The 16,785-nt window shown below is 64.2% G+C and carries 19 protein-coding genes; 5 read left to right on the top strand and 14 right to left on the bottom strand.

What is annotated here, in order from left to right; genetic code table 11:
* Nucleotides 1-3 precede the first annotated feature (3 nt).
* The 7 genes from MKK62_RS11060 to MKK62_RS11030 all read right to left on the bottom strand — a co-directional run bounded on the left by MKK62_RS11060 (nt 4) and on the right by MKK62_RS11030 (nt 7,159).
* On the bottom strand, nt 4-1,536 hold the full coding sequence (locus MKK62_RS11060) for an MCE family protein (protein WP_240261034.1): 1,533 nt from the start codon (nt 1,534-1,536) through the stop codon (nt 4-6).
* The gene (locus tag MKK62_RS11055) at nt 1,533-2,573 is read right to left on the bottom strand and encodes an MCE family protein (RefSeq protein WP_240261035.1); all 1,041 of its coding nucleotides are present in this window, start codon (nt 2,571-2,573) and stop codon (nt 1,533-1,535) included. The genes MKK62_RS11060 and MKK62_RS11055 overlap by 4 nt, the downstream gene beginning before the upstream one ends.
* A complete protein-coding gene (locus tag MKK62_RS11050) occupies nt 2,570-3,784 on the bottom strand; it encodes an MCE family protein (RefSeq protein ID WP_240261036.1) in 1,215 nt (404 codons plus the stop codon). The genes MKK62_RS11055 and MKK62_RS11050 overlap by 4 nt, the downstream gene beginning before the upstream one ends.
* Before the next feature lie 3 nt (nt 3,785-3,787).
* On the bottom strand, nt 3,788-4,657 hold the full coding sequence (locus MKK62_RS11045; RefSeq protein ID WP_240261037.1) for an MlaE family ABC transporter permease: 870 nt from the start codon (nt 4,655-4,657) through the stop codon (nt 3,788-3,790).
* A gap of 1 nt (nt 4,658) precedes the next feature.
* Nucleotides 4,659-5,462 (bottom strand): MlaE family ABC transporter permease, encoded by an 804-nt coding sequence (locus tag MKK62_RS11040; protein ID WP_240261038.1) that lies wholly within the window; start codon nt 5,460-5,462, stop codon nt 4,659-4,661.
* A gap of 165 nt (nt 5,463-5,627) precedes the next feature.
* Nucleotides 5,628-6,659 carry an NAD-dependent epimerase/dehydratase family protein gene (locus MKK62_RS11035; RefSeq protein ID WP_240261039.1) on the bottom strand — a complete coding sequence of 344 codons (1,032 nt, stop codon included), beginning with the start codon at nt 6,657-6,659 and terminating at the stop codon, nt 5,628-5,630.
* The gene (locus MKK62_RS11030; protein ID WP_240261040.1) at nt 6,656-7,159 is read right to left on the bottom strand and encodes a nuclear transport factor 2 family protein; all 504 of its coding nucleotides are present in this window, start codon (nt 7,157-7,159) and stop codon (nt 6,656-6,658) included. Before MKK62_RS11030 ends, MKK62_RS11035 begins: the two co-directional genes overlap by 4 nt.
* Nucleotides 7,160-7,216: 57 nt before the next feature.
* Between MKK62_RS11030 and msrA the strand changes: the two genes are divergently transcribed.
* Nucleotides 7,217-7,735 carry a peptide-methionine (S)-S-oxide reductase MsrA gene (gene msrA, locus MKK62_RS11025; RefSeq protein ID WP_240261041.1) on the top strand — a complete coding sequence of 173 codons (519 nt, stop codon included), beginning with the start codon at nt 7,217-7,219 and terminating at the stop codon, nt 7,733-7,735.
* Nucleotides 7,736-7,759: 24 nt separating this feature from the next.
* On the opposite strand, the gene MKK62_RS11020 is transcribed toward msrA, so the two are convergent.
* Nucleotides 7,760-8,212: a PaaI family thioesterase gene (locus MKK62_RS11020; protein WP_350355755.1), complete on the bottom strand. Its 453-nt coding sequence runs from the start codon at nt 8,210-8,212 to the stop codon at nt 7,760-7,762.
* 11 nt (nt 8,213-8,223) lie between these two features.
* Nucleotides 8,224-9,552 carry a cytochrome P450 gene (locus MKK62_RS11015; protein WP_240261042.1) on the bottom strand — a complete coding sequence of 443 codons (1,329 nt, stop codon included), beginning with the start codon at nt 9,550-9,552 and terminating at the stop codon, nt 8,224-8,226.
* 109 nt (nt 9,553-9,661) lie between these two features.
* Here MKK62_RS11015 and MKK62_RS11010 point away from each other — a divergent pair, with 109 nt between their 5' ends.
* Nucleotides 9,662-10,270, top strand: a complete 609-nt coding sequence (locus MKK62_RS11010; protein WP_240261043.1) for a TetR/AcrR family transcriptional regulator — start codon at nt 9,662-9,664, stop codon at nt 10,268-10,270.
* Nucleotides 10,271-10,389: 119 nt separating this feature from the next.
* On the opposite strand, the gene MKK62_RS11005 is transcribed toward MKK62_RS11010, so the two are convergent.
* On the bottom strand, nt 10,390-11,505 hold the full coding sequence (locus MKK62_RS11005) for a fatty acid desaturase family protein (protein ID WP_240261044.1): 1,116 nt from the start codon (nt 11,503-11,505) through the stop codon (nt 10,390-10,392).
* Nucleotides 11,506-11,523: 18 nt separating this feature from the next.
* Nucleotides 11,524-12,588 carry a ferredoxin reductase gene (locus tag MKK62_RS11000; protein WP_240261045.1) on the bottom strand — a complete coding sequence of 355 codons (1,065 nt, stop codon included), beginning with the start codon at nt 12,586-12,588 and terminating at the stop codon, nt 11,524-11,526.
* Between the two features lie 69 nt (nt 12,589-12,657).
* On the opposite strand from MKK62_RS11000, the gene MKK62_RS10995 reads away from it, so the two are divergent.
* Nucleotides 12,658-13,332, top strand: a complete 675-nt coding sequence (locus tag MKK62_RS10995) for a TetR family transcriptional regulator (RefSeq protein ID WP_240261046.1) — start codon at nt 12,658-12,660, stop codon at nt 13,330-13,332.
* Nucleotides 13,333-13,364: 32 nt separating this feature from the next.
* On the opposite strand, the gene MKK62_RS10990 is transcribed toward MKK62_RS10995, so the two are convergent.
* From MKK62_RS10990 to MKK62_RS10980, 3 genes are all read right to left on the bottom strand, one after another.
* Nucleotides 13,365-13,943 (bottom strand): hypothetical protein, encoded by a 579-nt coding sequence (locus tag MKK62_RS10990; protein WP_240261047.1) that lies wholly within the window; start codon nt 13,941-13,943, stop codon nt 13,365-13,367.
* The gene (locus MKK62_RS10985) at nt 13,921-14,697 is read right to left on the bottom strand and encodes a hypothetical protein (protein ID WP_240261048.1); all 777 of its coding nucleotides are present in this window, start codon (nt 14,695-14,697) and stop codon (nt 13,921-13,923) included. Before MKK62_RS10985 ends, MKK62_RS10990 begins: the two co-directional genes overlap by 23 nt.
* Nucleotides 14,698-15,330: 633 nt before the next feature.
* Nucleotides 15,331-15,645 (bottom strand): RidA family protein, encoded by a 315-nt coding sequence (locus MKK62_RS10980; RefSeq protein ID WP_240261049.1) that lies wholly within the window; start codon nt 15,643-15,645, stop codon nt 15,331-15,333.
* Between the two features lie 309 nt (nt 15,646-15,954).
* Here MKK62_RS10980 and MKK62_RS10975 point away from each other — a divergent pair, with 309 nt between their 5' ends.
* Nucleotides 15,955-16,131, top strand: coding sequence for a hypothetical protein (locus MKK62_RS10975; RefSeq protein WP_240261050.1), 177 nt, complete (start codon nt 15,955-15,957; stop codon nt 16,129-16,131).
* Between the two features lie 4 nt (nt 16,132-16,135).
* Nucleotides 16,136-16,495 (top strand): DUF1036 domain-containing protein, encoded by a 360-nt coding sequence (locus tag MKK62_RS10970; protein WP_240261051.1) that lies wholly within the window; start codon nt 16,136-16,138, stop codon nt 16,493-16,495.
* Nucleotides 16,496-16,785: the final 290 nt, after the last annotated feature.

Raw genomic sequence — 16,785 nt, 5'->3', positions numbered from 1 at the left:
CCGCTATCCCCCGTCCCCGCCAGGTGTGAGGAACGGAGCCGGCAATTGCGGCCCTGGCCCCGGTGGTGGCGGTGGTGCGGGCGGGACCGGCGGCGGGAGCGCTGGCGCCCCAGGGGCAATCAGGCTCTCTCGTCGCGCGCCGGGCGGAGGGTTCGCCGGCAATGGCACCGGTGTTCCGGGCGCGTTGGGTGCCGGCTGACCAGGGACGCCGGCGTCGGGCACGCCGGGTGACGGTGGCGGTCCGTGCGGATTGGGCGGTGACGAAAGCACATCGGGCAGGGCCGGATACGGCCCGTTCGGACCGAATGGGCCCTGAGTCTGGTCGACACCGGCGCAGGGCATCGGGTTGCCGGGGCGCGGTGACATCTCGGGCGGCGGCGCGTAGGAGCATGGCGAGCCGGGCGCGACGGCCGGACCGGGATGATCCGGAGTTCCTTCGAGCACTCGTGGCGCCGGGGGCGGCGCACCGTTGGCGAATCGGGTGCCATTGGGATCGGGATATCGGAAAGCCGGTAATCCCGCGCTGCGCCAGAAGCTTTCGGGATCGATGCCGCGCTTCTTGAACGCCGCATCGACCCAGGGCTGCAGGATCTGGTACGGCAGCAGGTTCCCGATCATCACTTTGAAGTAGGGCCCGGAACCCACCGCTTCGCTGAGCGCCGCGGTGTAGCTGCGCAGCGTATTCAGAACGGAGGCAAGGTCGTTCTTGTGCTGGGTCAGAACGTCGGTGACCCCGCGCAGCTGCTCGAGCAGATGATGCAGGTTCGGGTTGTCGTTGATGAGGCCCGTCACCTGGTTGGAGAATGCGGACACGTTCCTCAGTAGCGCCGCGATTGCCCGGCCGCGTTCGTTGAACGCCGCGAGCAGGGTCTGGGTATTGCGGAGCAGCGCGTTGATCTGCTTGCTGCGGTCACCGAGAACACCGGCCACCTTGCGCGCCTCGGCCAGCAGGTGTTTGAGATCGTCGTCGCGTTTGCCGATGATGTCGGAGAACTTGGCCACCCCGTCGAGCGCGGCGCTCAGGTGTGGATAGGTCTGGTTGATGGTGCGCGACAACACCGTCAGCGATTCCTTGACGGTGTCGATGTTCCACCCGGCGGCGGCCTTGGTGACGTCGAAGAAGGCGTCGTACACCTGATACGGGGTGGTGCTTTGCCCGAGCGGCAGCACGCCGTTGGGACGCAGTATTTTTGTCCCCCGCGGTTCGACCTCGAGTACCTTTTTCCCGAGCAGCGTGTCGGTGCGGATGGACACCCGGCTCTCCGTGCCGATGGTGTGAGTGCCGGTGGTGAACTTCACCAGGATGTGGTCGCCGTCGATCGACATGTCCTGCACGGTGCCGACATCGAGGCCGACGATGCGCACCTTGTCGCCCTTGCTCATGCCGGCGGAGTCGGTGAACTGCGCGTAGTAGCTTGCGGTCGCGAAGAGCACGGGTAGGCTGCTGAAACTCTGTCCCACACCGACGACGAGCGCCACGACGGCGATAGCCAGGGCTCCGACTCGTACCCGGTTGGGCGGTTGCAACGTTCTCATTGCAGGGTGCACCTACCCGATGGCTGGGTGAGGAGTTTGACCGACCGAACCGGCCCGCCCGGCTGAAGGCCGTTGACTTTCAGCGAGAGGTCGCACAGGTAGAAGTTGAAGAAGTCGCCGTAGATACCACTCGCGCGGCCGATGATGTTGAACGCGGCGGGCACCTTGCCGACCAGATCGCCGACCCGGTCGCCTTGATCGTTGAGCGGACCGGCCAGGGTCTCCAGGTGGGTGACCGCGTTACGCACCAGGGCCCGGTTGTCGGCCAGTAGGTCTGCGATCGTCCCGGCCGCGTTGCTGATGTGTGCGGATCCGTCGGCAAGGGGGCCGGCTCGGTCCTTCAGCCCGGTGATCAGCCCTTCGAATTTATCGATGGTGGAGTCGAGTTGGTCGTGATGACGTTCGGTGGTGTCCAGCACGACATTCAGGTTGTGGACGACCTCGCCGATGGTCTGGTCACTCTCGGCCAGCCGGTCGGTGAGCTGCGCGGTTTGGTCGAGGATGTCGCTGATGGTCCCGCCTTCGCCCTGGAAGACGGTGATGATCGAGGAGGCAATCGAGTTCACCTTCTGGGGGTCCAGCGCGCGGAACAGCGGCTTGAAGCCACCGATGAGCGCGTCCAGGTCCAGGGCCGGCCGGGTGCGTGACAAGGGAATGAATCCACCTGGCGGCAAGGTGGTTTCGGCGTTCTGGCCATTGCCTCGGCTGATCTCGAGGTAGCGGTTGCCGATCAGATCCTGGTAGCGGATCTGTGCGGTCGTCGATTGGTACAACCGCACCGAGCGGTCGACCGCGAACTGCACCTGGATCCGCTTGTCTCCGTCGACGAGGTCCACTTTCTTGACCTTGCCGACTTCCACGCCCGATGCGCGGACGAACTGTCCCGCCCGCAATCCGCTGGCGTTGCTGAATTCCGCGAAATACGTGTTGGTGCGGTCGAATCTGATCTGGCCGAAAACGATGACAATCACTGCGGTGAAGAACAATTGGACAGACACGACGGCGGCAAGCCGGGTCACGGTTCCGGTGATTCTCATGGATTGATCGTGTACTCCCCGTACTGGCGGCCCCACACGTATTCGTTGGCCAGCGGCTGCCCCAACTCGAAGTGGTTGTACGGGGCGATGCTGTTACCGGAGTCCATCACCAGATACGGCGCCGGCCACAGCTCGCGCGTAATCGGCTGCCAGCAGCCCGGTTTGCCGTATGGTCCGCCCCGGCCGTTGATCCTCGGCAAGTTGTCCGGGTAGACGTACGGGTTTTCCGCGCCGGTGATCGCGACACCGAGTTGGGCCGCGTAGTGGTTGCCGCTCTCCAGCTGGGCAACTTTGGGGGCGACATCGGCGAAGTTACGGATGGTGCAGAAGGCTTGCGGGCTGTACGTGTCGAGCAGGTGTGCCGTCGGCTTCAGGTCGGCGAGCAGGCGCTGCAGAAACGGCTTCGCACGGGTGAAGATGTCGTTGCCGGTGTTGGCGAACCCGAGCGCGGCCAGTAGGGCCGCGTCCAGTTGGGCCTGGTGGCGGTTGAGGGTGTGCGCGATGGTGACGGCGTTGTCGATCGCATCGAACAGATCGGGGGCCGCGTTGGCGTAGACCTCGCTGAGCGCCGCGAGTTGGTGAATGTCGTGGCGGATCGTCGGCATTCGCGGGTTGACGCGGTCCAGGATCCGGTTGCCGTTGAGAATCGACTGGCCGAACTTGTCGCCCAACCCGGTCAGCGCCTGCGCGGCCGCACTGAGGGTGAGGTTCACCTTGACCGGGTCGACGTTGTCGGCCAGTTCCACCAGCGTTTGGAATACAGTGTTGAATTCGGTCGTGACCGACGTGGCGTCGATCACGGCTGCCGGTGTAATCGACTGTGGCGAAGCATTTTTCGGCGACGTCAGCGACACGTATTTGTTGCCGAATACCGTGGTCGCCTGGATTTTGGCGATCACGTTGCTGGGAATCAAGTCGACATACCGCGGGTCGACGTCGAGGGTGAAACGCGCCGCCGGTGTGCCGTGATGGTCGACCTCGGTGATCCCGGCGACTCGGCCGATGCTGACCCCGTTGTAGGTGACTTTCGAACCGCGATCCATCACCAGGCCTGCCCGAGCGGCCAGCATCGTCAGCGTGGTCTTGGGGGTGAAGGCACCGCGAAACTGGCCGTATATCAACGCAAGAACCACCGCGCAGGCGAGAATCAGGCCAAGGCCCGCGGCGGTGTCCGGCCACGTCCGGGTCGTGCGTTCCTTCGGCGTCGTCACCGGCTAGACCGTCAGGTTGAAGTTCGGGTCGACACCGTAGAGCGCCAGCGACGTCAACAGGACGACGATCACCGTGGACACCAGGGAGAAGCGCATCGACCGGCCGACCGCTTCGCCGACTCCGACCGGTCCGCCGCTGGCGGTGTAGCCGTAGTAGCAGTGGGTGATCATCACGATCACCGCCATCACGATGACCTCGCCGCCGGACCAGAACACGTCCTCGGTGCGCAGGAACGTCCGAAAGTAGTGCTCGTAGGTGCCCGCCGACTGTCCGTAGAACAGCGTGGTGACGACCTGCCCGGACAGGAACGACATCACCAGCGCCATGGCGTAGAGCGGGACGACCACCACCAGACCGGCCATCAAGCGCGTCGACACCAGGAAAGCCACCGATTTGATGCCCATCACCTCGAGTGCGTCGATCTCCTCGCTGATCCGCATCGCCCCGAGTTCGGCTGTCGCACCGGCGCCGACCGTCGCTGCCAGCGCAACGCCCGTCACCACCGCGGTGACTACCCGGACGTTGGCCAACGCGGCGAAGAAGCCGGTGAACGCCTCAACCCCGATGTTGCCTAACGAGGCGAATCCCTGGATGGCGATCAGGGAGCCGCCGGACAGCGTCACGAAACCGACAATCGCGGCGGTTCCACCGACTACGGCCATCGCGCCGGTGCCCATGCCGATCTGGGCGATCAGTCGCAGTGTCTCCCTGCGGTATCGGCGGATCGCCCAGCCGGTCGACCACGCGCTGCTGAGCGAGAATCTGGTGAGTTGCCCCGCCCGGTTGATGCTCCGGACAGCGCTGCCGCCATAGTGATTGACGCCGGCAACCGCTCGCGGAAAGCGCGCTCGAACGACGGCGGCGGTCGACATCTCAACGACCCGTTCCGAACCGGACGCCGATCGTCGTCAGCACCACGTTGACCGCGAACAGCGACAGCACACAGAGCACCAGCGTCTCGTTGACAGCCACCCCGACTCCCTTCGGGCCACCCTTGGTGGTCAGACCCCGGTAGCACCCCACCAGGCCCGCGATGGTTCCGAAGATGGCCGCCTTGACCGTCGCGATGACCACCTCGGGCAGGCCGGTGACCAACGTCAGCGTCGCCAGATATGCCCCGCCCGAGACGTTTTGCAGCTTGACGCCGAACAGGAAGCCGCCCACCAGCCCGATCGTGATCACCGTCCCGTTGAGCAGGGTGGCCACCACCGTCGCTGCAGCCACCCGCGGTACCACCAATCGATGGACGGGGTCGATGCCGAGCACCTCGAGGGCGTCGATCTCTTCACGGATCGTACGGGCGCCCAGATCGGCGCAGATTGCGGTCGATCCAGCACCGGCCACCACCAGCACGGTGGTCAACGGTCCGAGTTGGGTGACAGCCCCCAGTGCCGCCCCCGCACCCGAAATGTCCGCCGCACCAAAGGCGGCCAGCAGAGTGTTGAGGGTGAACACGATCAGCACGGTCAGCGGGATCGACACCGCGATCGTCGGCAGCAGGGCCACCCTGGTGATGAACCACGTTTGGACGATGAACTCGGTCCAATGAAAAGGCCTTCGGAACAACGCTTTTCCGGCCAGTACACACATCTGGGCGAAACCGCCGACCGTCGCCAACGGCGGCCCGATCTGGTCACGCAGATAGCCGAGGAGTCCGACCGGCGTTGTCGTCGTCATCGCGGTCTCGTCCGCTCACGCAGCACGGGCGCGCGCCGGACACGGTGACAAGCGTCAGCGCAATGGCACCACGACTTCACCATGGGTCACACTATGTAACAAAAGTTACTTCAGTTACATGAGACACGCGGATAACCGGTACCGGAAGTTACGGGCGATTCTGGGTCATTCCGACGACGCGGTCTTGCTGTTTCGCTTGGCATTCTTGATGTCGGCCCAGAAACGCGCGGCCTCTCGGATCGATTCTTCGACCGGCCTTGGCTCCCAGCCTAATTCGCGAGTTGCTTTGCTGTGGTCGACCGGAGCTTCGGCGCGCATCATTCGCACCGACTGCATGCTGAGCTCGGCATCCTTGCCGGTCAACCGTGCTCGGAGGCTGCCCAGCGCGCCCATCGCGTACAGCACGGGCACCGAGATGGCCCGCCGCGGCGCCGGCACACCGGCCTCGTCGGCGGCGATCTTGACCACGTCTTTGAGCGAGATCATCCGCTCGGAAACGATGTATCGCTCGCCGTTGCGGCCCCGCTCGGCGGCTAACAACATCGCCTTCGCCGCGTCGTCGACACCGACGACCTCGAGCTCGATGCCGTTCATCAGGAACGGCAATTTCCCGAAAACGGCGCCCGCGATGAATGCGCCGTGCGGGGTGCGGCCCCAGTCGCCGTCGCCGTAAGTGGTCGACACGCACATGGCGACGGCAGGCAGGCCCTTGTCCGCCGCGTACTTCAACACCAAATCCTCTGCCTGCACCCGTGATTCGACGTAGGGCGTTAGGTTACGGCGATCGATCTGCTCGTCCTCGGTCGCGACGTGTCCGTGCCGGCGAGCCATGGTCGCGTAGGTGCTGGTGAACACGAACCGCTGCAGCGTCGACGAAATCGGTTCGCTGACAGCAACATCAAGTACGCTGCGCAGCCCTTCGACGTTGGTGCGAAACAGCGGAGACGGATCCTGCAGCCAGGCTCGGGTGTCGACCACACAGTAGTACACCTGGTCGCAACCCTGCATTGCGTCGCGGACGGTCGCGGTGTCGAAGACGTCGCCACGAAAGCGGGTGACGTCGAGATCGTCGATGCTGCGGGTGTTCGCATTCGGCCGAACCATGACGCGGACGTCGGCGCCCGTCGCGACGAGTTGCTTGGTGACGTGCGAACCGAGAAATCCGTTGCCGCCGATGACCAGTTTCGGAACGCTCATTGCCTGCCCCCGTAGGTCTGCAGCCAGCGAGCCGCGTCATCATCAATGGTGCCAAGCTCTTTCGCCTTCTTGCACCACTTGACACCGGCCTGCAGGAAGCGCAGCGGATTGTAGATGTCCTCTTGGCGCGACCACGTGCCGTCCCCAGCGTAAGTGACGATCGAGATGTTGGTCGCGCTGATGATGGTGCCGTCACCTGGATCGCGCATCGGGTTGTCGAGCTCGCAGATGACCCGACCGGTCGACTCGTCGATCACCGACCACAGCGACGAAAACGCCGTCATGTGACTGCCCGGAAAGGTGGACATCGTCTCGCGGATCCAGGTGCGTACCTCGTCACGGCCCTTCATGGTGCCGGCGGCGTGCTCGATGTAGTCGACGTCGGGGGTGTAGTGCTCCACCCATTCGTCCCAGTTCTTGGTCTCGGCGGCATGCGCGACGGTCCGCTCGAACGTGGCGAATGCAGCCGCCAGTTCGTCACGGGTAAAAAGCTGCTTCACGCAAGAAACTAGAACACGTTCTACTGCGATTTGTCGAGCATATGGATAATCGAAGAGATGACGGACTACAGCAAGGCAATCCTGGCCGGCGGCTGCTTCTGGGGCATGCAGGACCTGATCCGCAAGCAGCCCGGCGTGGTATCGACCCGGGTCGGCTATACCGGCGATCCAAGCGTCCCCAACGCCACCTACCGTAATCACGGCAACCACGCCGAGGCCATCGAGATCATCTACGACCCAGCGAAGACGGACTTCCGCAACATCCTGGAGTTCTTCTTCCAGATCCACGACCCCACCACCAAGAACCGCCAGGGCAACGACATCGGGCCCAGCTACCGGTCAGCGATCTTCTACACCGACGAAGAGCAGCGTCGCGTCGCGCTGGACACCATCGCCGACGTCGAGGCGTCCGGTTTGTGGCCCGGCAAGGTCGTCACCGAGGTGAGCCCGGCGGGCGATTTCTGGCAGGCCGAACCCGAGCACCAGGACTACCTGCAGCGCTATCCGAACGGCTACACCTGCCACTTCATTCGGCCCGGCTGGAAGTTGCCGCGCCGGGCCGCCGTCGAGAGTTAGGCGCTCGAGCAGCAACGCGGTCGGCTATTTTCCGATGGCGCGTAGCTGATAGAGGCCGCGGGTGGTCGCAACGGTCTTGCCGTCGGCGTCGACGACCGTCGCCTCGAGCTCGAAGTCGACCTTGCCGCGATCGGCGGCCTCGGCATCGATCCGGGCGATCGTCTCGTCGTCCAGACTGGCCTCGGCCCGCAACTCGGACTTGGCCATCGCGACGAATGAGATGTCGATGTTTTTGACCAAGGGGAAGTATTTGGAACTGTCGAATGTGGTCAAACTGATGATGCCGCCGAGAATTTCCGCCACGGTGAACTGCACACCGGCGTAGATGACGCCGAAGTGGTTGCCGTTGCCCTCGACCGGGACGGTGGCCGCGGCGTAACCGCGCCGGGCCTCCACGACTTGCACGCCCATGTTCTTCGCGGTCGGGATCGTCGATCCCAGCGTCGCGTTCATCATCTCGACCAGCTCGTCAGCCACGATCGCAGATCTTAGCGCCGGCGGACCACGATCTTGCCGCCGTCCTTCGGGGTGTAGGCCACACCGCGGGCATGGATCTTCTCCCCTGGCGCGTCCGTGGCTTCGATCGTGAAGTGGCGCAATACCGTTCGCAACACGATATCCATCTCGACATTGGCGAAGACCGCCCCCACACAGCGCCGGGTGCCGCCACCGTAGGGGATCCACGCGAAGCTGGGCGGCTTGGTCCCGACAAAGCGCTGGGGGTCGAAGCGGTCCGGCTCGGGGAACAGCTCCGGGTCGTTGTGCAGCCGCGAAATGCTGACGATGATGGTGTGCCCGGTCGGGACCGACCAGGCGCCGAGGGCATATGCCGGCGCGTAGACGTGCCGACCGACGGCGTCGATAACCGTTCTGCTGCGCTGACTCTCGAGGATCGTGGCCTGGCGCAGCTCGTTGTCGTCGGTGTCCGCCTCGGCAGCCAGCCCAGTCAGAACCTCTGGATGCCGGCTGACCCGTTCGAAAGTCCACGCCAGCGTGGAGGCGGTGGTCTCGTGACCGGCCGCCAGTAGGGTGAGCAACTCGTCGCCGATGTCTTCGCGCGACATGACAGACCCGTCTTCATAGGTGCTGCGGAGCATCAGCGCCAGCACGTCGGTGCGGTCGTCGAAGCCCGGGTCGCGGCGCTCGTCGTCGATGAGCTTGTCGACGATCGCGTCATAGCGGGCTCGCCACTCGATCAGCCGTCCCCACGGCGTGTAACGGCCATACGTGCGAGGCGGTTTGGGCAGGGTGGCCAGCCGCGATCCCAACGTGACCCACGGCGGGATAATCCTGCGGAGCTCGTCGAGTTCGGCTCCCTCGGCACCGAATACGGCACGCAGAATCGCGTTGAGCGTGATGCGCATGGTCGACGGAAGCGTGGCCATCGGAGTTCCCTGCGGCCAGTTGGCAATCTCGCGCAGCGTCTCCTCTTCGATGATCGTCTCGTAGTTCTTGACGCTCTTGCCGTGGAAAGGCGGCGCCAGAAGGCGGCGACGCTGACGGTGGTCCTCACGGTCCAGCGCGAACACCGATCCCGCACCGAGCAGCCGGCTCAGGTTGGGCTGGATGTTGCCGAGCACGTCCGGACTGGTGGTGAACACCTGTTTCGCCAGCTGCGAGTTGGCCACCACCACCATCGGACCGTAGATCGGCACGTGACAGGAGAAGACGTCACCGTAGCGGTGCGCCATCTGGTCCACGAACTGGCGCCGAAATAGCGCAAAAGTCAAGCCCTGCAACGCTTTCGGCATCCGCGGACCCGGCGGCAGCCTGACGACGGATGCGGGCGAGGCCAGCCCCGATTCGACGGTGCTCATAGGCGTTGCACTCCCAACGTCGCTGCGGTACTGCTACGTACCACGGTTCTGTCCGGTACGGTACCTTCCGGTACCAAAGGCTGGCAAGGGTGAAGTCGAAGGAGGCGCGGTGGCGGCGACCGTCGTTGGGGAGCCCGCGTCCGCCGCCGTCGATCCGTATCGGCAGCGACTGCTCGACGGTCTGGCTGCCGCAATCGACGAACGCGGTTACCGCGCAAGCACCGTCGCCGACATCGTCCGGCATGCCCGCACCTCGAAACGCACGTTCTACGACCAGTTCTCTAGCAAGGAACAGTGTTTTCACGAGCTCCTACACGCCAGCACTGAGCTGCTCGGCGAGCGCATCACCGCCGCAGTCGACCCGAAGGCGAACTGGCAGAACCAGATTCGGCAGGCCGTCGAGGCCTACGTGAAGCACATCGAGTCGACGCCAGGCCTCACGCTGGCATGGATCCGAGAACTGCCGGCGCTCGACGCGGCAGCACGGCCGTCGCAGCGGCGAAACACCCAGCTGCTGACCAACCTGCTGGTGAGCCTCAGCGACACTCCCGCGATGCGAGACGCCGACCTGCCGCCGCTGACCCCGGCGAAGGCCGTGATCCTGGTCGGCGGCCTACGTGAGCTGACGGCTCAAGTGGTCGAAGACGGGCACAGCCCACGCGAGATCATCGAGCCCGCGGTGCAGGCCTCGATCGCGATGCTCGGCTACCGCCACTGAGCTAGGCAGCCAGTAACGTCTCCGATAACGAACGACTCGAGAGTGCAACTAGCGACGCATTTCTCGAGTGGACCTGTCGTTAGTTGCACTCTCGCGGCGTGGCGCGGTGATGCAGCAGATCAGGCTGCGACGAGGTCACGTTCCTTCTGCTTGACGTTGCCGCGGTCCTTGGGCGGCATGGCCAGCTTGACGATCTTGCGCACGACGGTGCCGAACTGCTTGGGCAGTGATCCGGCGTTGTACGGGATGCCGTAGCGCTTGCACACCTCCTGCACCTCGCCGGCGATCTCGGCGTAGCGATGCGCCGGCATGTCCGGGAACAGGTGGTGTTCGATCTGGTGGGACAGGTGCCCGGACAGGATGTGGAACAGCTTGCCGCCGGTCAGGTTCGCCGAACCCAGGATCTGGCGGAAGTACCACATGCCGCGCGATTCCCCTTGGGTTTCCTCGACCGTGAATTCCTGCGTGCCGTCCGGGAAGTGGCCGCAGAAGATGATCATGTACGACCACACGTTGCGCATCAGATTAGCGGTCAGGTTGCCGGTGAACACAAACGGCGCAAAAGGCCCCGCCAGGAGTGGGAAGGCGACGTAGTCCTTGAGCACCTGCTTGCGGGTCTTGCGCCAGATCTCCTGCAGGATCTTCTTTTTGTCCGCGAGCCGGATCTCCCCGGAGCGGATGCGTTCGGTTTCCAGTTCGTGCAGTGCCACCCCGTATTGGAACAGCACCATCAACAGGAACGCATAGACCGGGTTGCCGTAGAAGTAGGGGCTCCATTTTTGGTCCTCGCTCATCCGCAGCACGCCGTAGCCGATGTCGCGGTCCATCCCCACGATGTTGGTGTGGGTGTGGTGCATGTAGTTGTGCGAGTGCCGCCACTGGTCGGCCGGGCATGCGGTGTCCCACTCGAACTCCTGGCCCCGGATCGACGGGTCACGCATCCAGTCGTACTGGCCGTGCATGATGTTGTGGCCGATCTCCATGTTGTCCAAGATCTTCGAGATCCCCAGCATGGCGGTGCCGGCCAGCCAGGCGGGCGGGAGAATGCCGGCCATCAGCAGTGCGCGGCCACCGACTTCAAGGCCGCGCTGGGCCTTGATGACCTTGCGGATGTAGTCGGCGTCGCGCTGACCGAGGTCGGCCATCACGCGTTCCTTGATCGCGTCGAGTTCGGCGCCGAATGCGTCGGCCTGCTCGGGGGTCAGGGTGATTTTGGACTGGGCTGTCTGCGTCATGTCAAGCCTCTCATCTGTTTAGAGCGCGATGTCGACGTCGCCGACGGGAACGGACACACAGATCTGCACGTCCTCGTCCGGGGCGGTCGACACCGCGCCGCTGGTCAGGTTGCGCACGACGCCGCTGGTCTTACGGCGAGTGCAGGTGTGACAGATGCCTATCCGGCATCCGTTGGCGGGGCTCAGTCCGGCCGACTCGGCCTGCTCGAGCAACGAGCGACCGTCGTCGGTGACTTCAATAGCGCTGTCGGCGAATGTGACTCGCCCTCCGGACGGCTTGGCGGGCAGGTCGAGGGTGGGTGGTACGAAGCTTTCCGATTGCGCAGTCGGGCAGTGCTCACGCACTGCATCAACCAAAGCCGCCGGGCCGCAGACGAACACGGCATCGGGCTGGGGCATGGCAGCCGCGAGGTGCTCGGCGCCGAACCGGCCGTCGAGGTCGCCGTCGTTGGAACGGGTGTACCCGTGCAGCACCCGCACATTCGGCAGCTTGGACAGCTCGTCGTGGTAGCACGCCTCGGCCCGCGTGCGGGCGTAGTGCACAAACGCGACCTCGCCAGCGTGACCTTCGTCGACCAGCGTGCGCACCATCGCCATCACGGGGGTGATGCCGCTACCGCCCGAGACGAACAGGATGCAGCGGGGCCGCTGCGCCGGCAGGACGAAGTCGCCGCCCACACCGGTGAGCCCGACGACCATGCCGCGTCGCGCATGGTCACGCAGGAAGGTCGAGACAAGGCCTCCGTCATGCTGGCCGATGGTCAACTCGAGGTGCTCGGCACCCTCCGCGTTGGCCGGGGAGTAGCACCGGGTGTGCCGGCGGCCGTCGATCTCGACGGCGACATTGACGTACTGCCCGGCCCGGAAAGCGCGGGCGGTGTCGGTGAACGCTTGATTCGGTGCGAGCAGCAGAGTGACGCTACGAGGCGTGGTGCGACGGACGTCGACGACCTTGGCGCGACCCTCGGCGCGTGTCCACGCGGGGTCCACCACCTCGGTGTACCGGTCGACGCCATGCGGACCGGTGAGCAGGTTGACCAGGTCGGAACCTAGCACCCGCTGCTTCAAAGTTTGAGTGAACATATGTACACGGTGCGCGACGATGCTGCAGTTCGTCAAGGGTTTCCGCAGGTCTGTGTTACGGTTCACACGGTGAACAGTCGTGCGCCTAGCTCACGGCCGAGCCGGTCAAGCCGGTCACGTAGCCGTGAAGGACAGTCCCGCGAAGAGCGCAAGGAAGCTACTCGGCGGGCGATCGTCGCCGCCGCGCTCAAGCTTCTCGACGAGCGCAGTTTCAGCGGCCTGAGCCTGCGCGAAGTCACCCGCGAGGCAGGCATCGTGCCCGGGGCGTTCTATCGCCACTTCGAGTCGATGGAAGCACTGGGGCTGGTTCTGATCGACGAGTCGTTCCGGACGCTACGCGACATGCTCCGTGGCGCCCGGGCCGGCAAGCTCGACCCCAACCGGGTCATCGAGTCGTCGGTCGAGATCGTCGTCGCCAGCGTCACCGAGCGCCGCGAGCACTGGCGCTTCATCGGCCGCGAACGCTCCAGCGGCGTCACCGTGCTGCGGTACGCCATCCGGACGGAGTTCCGGCTCGTCACCTCCGAGTTGGCCACCGACCTCGCGCGCTTCCCAGGATTGAACACGTGGAGCACCGACGACCTCAACGTGCTGGCACAGCTGTTCGTGAACTCCATGATCGTGATCGCCGAGGCGCTCGAAGACGCGCAGAGCCCGGAAGCGATCGACGAGATCCGCCAGACGGCGGTCAAACAGCTACGAATGATCGTGATCGGCATCAACGGCTGGCGCAGCAAACCGTAAACACCGGCAGCGCCGGGGTGATGCTCTCGACACTAAGCGAGAAGGGGTAGGCCCCCGCGCAGTTGAACTGCGCCGGACAGGTCGAAGTCGCGGTGCCCCTTGCGAATCTCATGGTCATTGATTGCGATGGCGCCGTTAACGGTGCAGGTGCCGGTTTCGATCGTGGTCAGCCGACCATGACTGACCACAGCGCGCAGCGTGGCGATCGTGAAGGCGAGACTGACCTTAACTTCGAGCGTGCCGGCCGATCTGCCATCGACAAACACCTCAACCTGACACGGTTCGCTCAACGCAATCCGGTGTGTGGCGAGTGTGACCTTTTCCTCGGTTCCTGGCTTGCCGCGGGTGCGGCGAGCCGCGTCGACTAGCGCGTCGTATTTTTTCCATCCCGCGACGAGAGCATCGGTCAGGTCCAGGGAGAGAAGCTTGTCCATTTCCCCGGCAACTTCGCGTTCGGCGAGAGACAGAACGCCGGGGCAGCGCACCGCGAGGGTGTTCGCGGCGTGCTGCTGGTGCAGCGCTTCCGCGAGCGTATTGGCAGCTTCCTCGGGATTCTCACCGAACAGCACTTCGCGTGCTGTCGCGGTCTCATTCAGTGAAGCTGCGGTCATGATGCACCTCGTCGACGGTCAGGATCTGCTGTTGCGGACGGGTTTCTAGCCGTAGGGCGAAAGTCGACTCGCCGGCACGCGCCATCTCCTGCGCAGTGACGCGGGGTGGGCCGCGAAGACGCGAGACGGCGTGGACGGCTGGGGGTGCGCGTCGCCGATCGTGGATGTGGGAGGCAGCCCCGATCAGCACCACGGCGGCGGCGACCAAGACCAGCACCCACCAATAGGACGCCAGGTCGACGGTTTTCACTGCAGTGGTCACCGAGGGGTTCTGCGTCGAGACGATCACCGGGGCGGTTTTCGTGCTAGGGGTCTGCGGAGTATTGGTGCCCGCCGGGGCGGTGGTCTGCGTGGTTTGCACGACGGGGGTGCTGTCTGTCGTGACCGTTACCGGTGTGGTCACGGTAAACGTTTTCTCGTCGGTCACGCCGGGATGCGCATGGCATGCGGCGACGATGGTGTGGGCGCCGACCGGGACGGTCGCGGGGATGGTGACCTGCTGGATGAATCTGCCGGATGAACCGCGGCCCAGCACTTCGCCGGAATCCAGCTTCAGGTCGACTATGTCACTGCCGTCGCTGCATACGAATCCGGTGCCGGTGAGCTCGACGTTCGAGCCGGGGGGCCCGCTGTCGGGATCGATTGCGAGCGAGGGTTTTTCGACGACGGTGTACCGAGCTGACGCATAGACGTCTCCGTTGCATGTCGCGCTGACTCTGTGGGGGCCGGCGCTGGCGGTCGGGGGTACGGTCATATTCGCTGTCGCTGAGTGGGATTCGTGGTTTGTAACGGCGGGCACCGGTGAATCACCGTCCCATTGAACGGCGATCACCACTGATCGGCACGGCACTGTTCCTGTTGCGGTGGCTGTGAACGTGGTGCCGGGGGCGCCGTGATCGATCGACAATGCGAGCGCGGGCGGTTCGATCGACGGCGCTTCCGGGGGTTCGCTGGTCGTCGTCGCCCCTACCGAGCCGGTGACCAGCGGGGGTGGCAGAGGAAGCGCCGACCCCCCCTTCTCGGTGGCGGCGAGGAGGTGGCTACCGATGGCGCGGGTGTAGCGGAGGGATCGGCCTGGGCTGGACAAGTGCCGAAGCCCAGTGATGGGAACACGATTGCACCAACCACCGTCAGCACGATGATTCCGCTCGATCGACGCTGGACGCGCTGAGACACAGGTTTTTTCGTAACGCCCGCGGCAAGAGCCGAGTAGGCCACACGTAGAAAAGAGCGCCCGGTCTGCGGGCGCCACAATGTGTGAGGTGCGTTCACGGGCGGATCGCCTTTCACCAACGATGCGTGAAGGCGACGCTAGGGTCTTCAACATCTGAACGCGCGAGTAGTCCGTTACTCGAATTTTGAGTAGTCGTGGCAGGATTGCGAACAGCTAGCGCGGGCCCATGATGGCTATTGCCTCTATTTCCACCAGCTGATCCGGGTAGCCGAGTGCCGTAACGCCGACCAAAGTGCTTGGCGGGCCCTCGTTGCCGAATATGGCGGCGACTTCAGTCCACGCCGCAGCCAGATCGTCGCGGCTGCTGGTCGCCACGAAGATGGTCGTCTTGAGCACGTCGGACATTGCGGCGCCGGCGTCTTCCAACGCAATCAGTAGGTTGTCGAGCGCCTTTCGCGTCTGGACGGCGATATCGTCCGAAGGAATTACCCGACCCTGGTCGTCGATCGGGCAGGCACCCGCCGTCACGATGAGTCCCGTGTCAAGGTCTCTGGCGGCGTGTGCATAAGGCAATCCCTCGAATAGACGCGTACTGCGGACTAGGTGCGGTGGCATGCAACGAGTGTGACAACGATGCACCGGGTCGCTCATTCGAAGCGACGGAAGCTGATGCCGTGATCTTGCGCGACGATCCCGAAATCGATTCAGCGATTCCTCAAATCAGGTAGTTCGGTACTCACGCTCCTCGTGTGTCGCCGCCTGACACTGGTCAACGCGATTGATCGGCGAGCCCGCCGATGCCACATCGTGTCCATCACGAGAACAGGAGTGACTTTCATGCCGAACGAACCTGCCATCCCCGATCTTGACTTTGCCCTGCTCGATAGCGAGTCGGTCACCCGTACCTCAACAGATCACTCCGCGGAGAAGTCGTTGAAGCCTCTGCAGTTCGCTGCCGACTCCCGGAGTCACAGCGCGACGGAAGACACCGTCGACATCGAGCGAAAGAAGTAGCGCCATGCCATGGTTCGAGTTCAAGAACAACTACAGCAAGCTGGTGGCGGTCGCCGTCATGAAGCGCGATCAGGACGCGTGCGGGCAGGACGGCGGTTGGGCGACACACGGATGGTGGAATCTCAACCCCGGTGAAACCAAGACCGTGATTTACAGCTCGAATCGCTACCTCTACTTCTATGCCCATGCCGGCGACGGCAGGTGGTGGGGCGACAGCAATGGACCTCGGGTCTATGTGAAACCGATCGAAAAGTTTGACGGCTGTTTGTTGATCGGGACTTCGACATGGGATGTCGTCAACATGGCCCGGGCGGATGGCGGCTCGTTCTTGGGCAACCATCACACCACGAACCTGAACGCGTGACTGGAGCCAGCCCGGGCCATGCGCGCGTTTTCGCCGCTGATTCGTCGACGGCGTGGGTAGGGCTCGGCGCGCGAGCAGACAAGTGCCGCCGCCGGGTCCTACCGAAACACGACGCGCCGATCCGACGTCGAGCCCTGTGTTTGACGTGTGTGATGTACATCGAGAATCAGTCGAAACCTGTTGTCGGGCAGGAAGCTCCCACTGCGATTCGACGAACCAAGCCGGTCACAGTGACTCTCGCACCGGCGCTCAACCAGGAGGCCGCCAAAGTCGAGTAATGCGCTACTCAC

The organism is Mycobacterium paraterrae, from assembly GCF_022430545.2.
Taxonomy (GTDB): Bacteria; Actinomycetota; Actinomycetes; order Mycobacteriales; family Mycobacteriaceae; genus Mycobacterium; species Mycobacterium paraterrae.
Note: the sequence above shows the minus strand (reverse complement) of the source record. Positions and strands in the feature narration are given on the sequence as shown.

Coding starts and splice junctions, on each gene's coding strand:
- MKK62_RS11035 (WP_240261039.1), bottom strand. CDS start 6,659: ATGAGCGTTCCGAAACTGGTCATCGGCGGCAACGGATTTCTCGGTTCG.
- MKK62_RS11015 (WP_240261042.1), bottom strand. CDS start 9,552: ATGAGCACCGTCGAATCGGGGCTGGCCTCGCCCGCATCCGTCGTCAGG.
- MKK62_RS11000 (WP_240261045.1), bottom strand. CDS start 12,588: ATGTTCACTCAAACTTTGAAGCAGCGGGTGCTAGGTTCCGACCTGGTC.
- MKK62_RS10985 (WP_240261048.1), bottom strand. CDS start 14,697: ATGACCGTACCCCCGACCGCCAGCGCCGGCCCCCACAGAGTCAGCGCG.
- MKK62_RS10990 (WP_240261047.1), bottom strand. CDS start 13,943: ATGACCGCAGCTTCACTGAATGAGACCGCGACAGCACGCGAAGTGCTG.
- msrA (WP_240261041.1), top strand. CDS start 7,217: ATGACGGACTACAGCAAGGCAATCCTGGCCGGCGGCTGCTTCTGGGGC.
- MKK62_RS10970 (WP_240261051.1), top strand. CDS start 16,136: ATGCCATGGTTCGAGTTCAAGAACAACTACAGCAAGCTGGTGGCGGTC.
- MKK62_RS11060 (WP_240261034.1), bottom strand. CDS start 1,536: ATGAGAACGTTGCAACCGCCCAACCGGGTACGAGTCGGAGCCCTGGCT.
- MKK62_RS11055 (WP_240261035.1), bottom strand. CDS start 2,573: ATGAGAATCACCGGAACCGTGACCCGGCTTGCCGCCGTCGTGTCTGTC.
- MKK62_RS11040 (WP_240261038.1), bottom strand. CDS start 5,462: ATGACGACGACAACGCCGGTCGGACTCCTCGGCTATCTGCGTGACCAG.
- MKK62_RS11045 (WP_240261037.1), bottom strand. CDS start 4,657: ATGTCGACCGCCGCCGTCGTTCGAGCGCGCTTTCCGCGAGCGGTTGCC.
- MKK62_RS11005 (WP_240261044.1), bottom strand. CDS start 11,505: ATGACGCAGACAGCCCAGTCCAAAATCACCCTGACCCCCGAGCAGGCC.
- MKK62_RS10975 (WP_240261050.1), top strand. CDS start 15,955: ATGCCGAACGAACCTGCCATCCCCGATCTTGACTTTGCCCTGCTCGAT.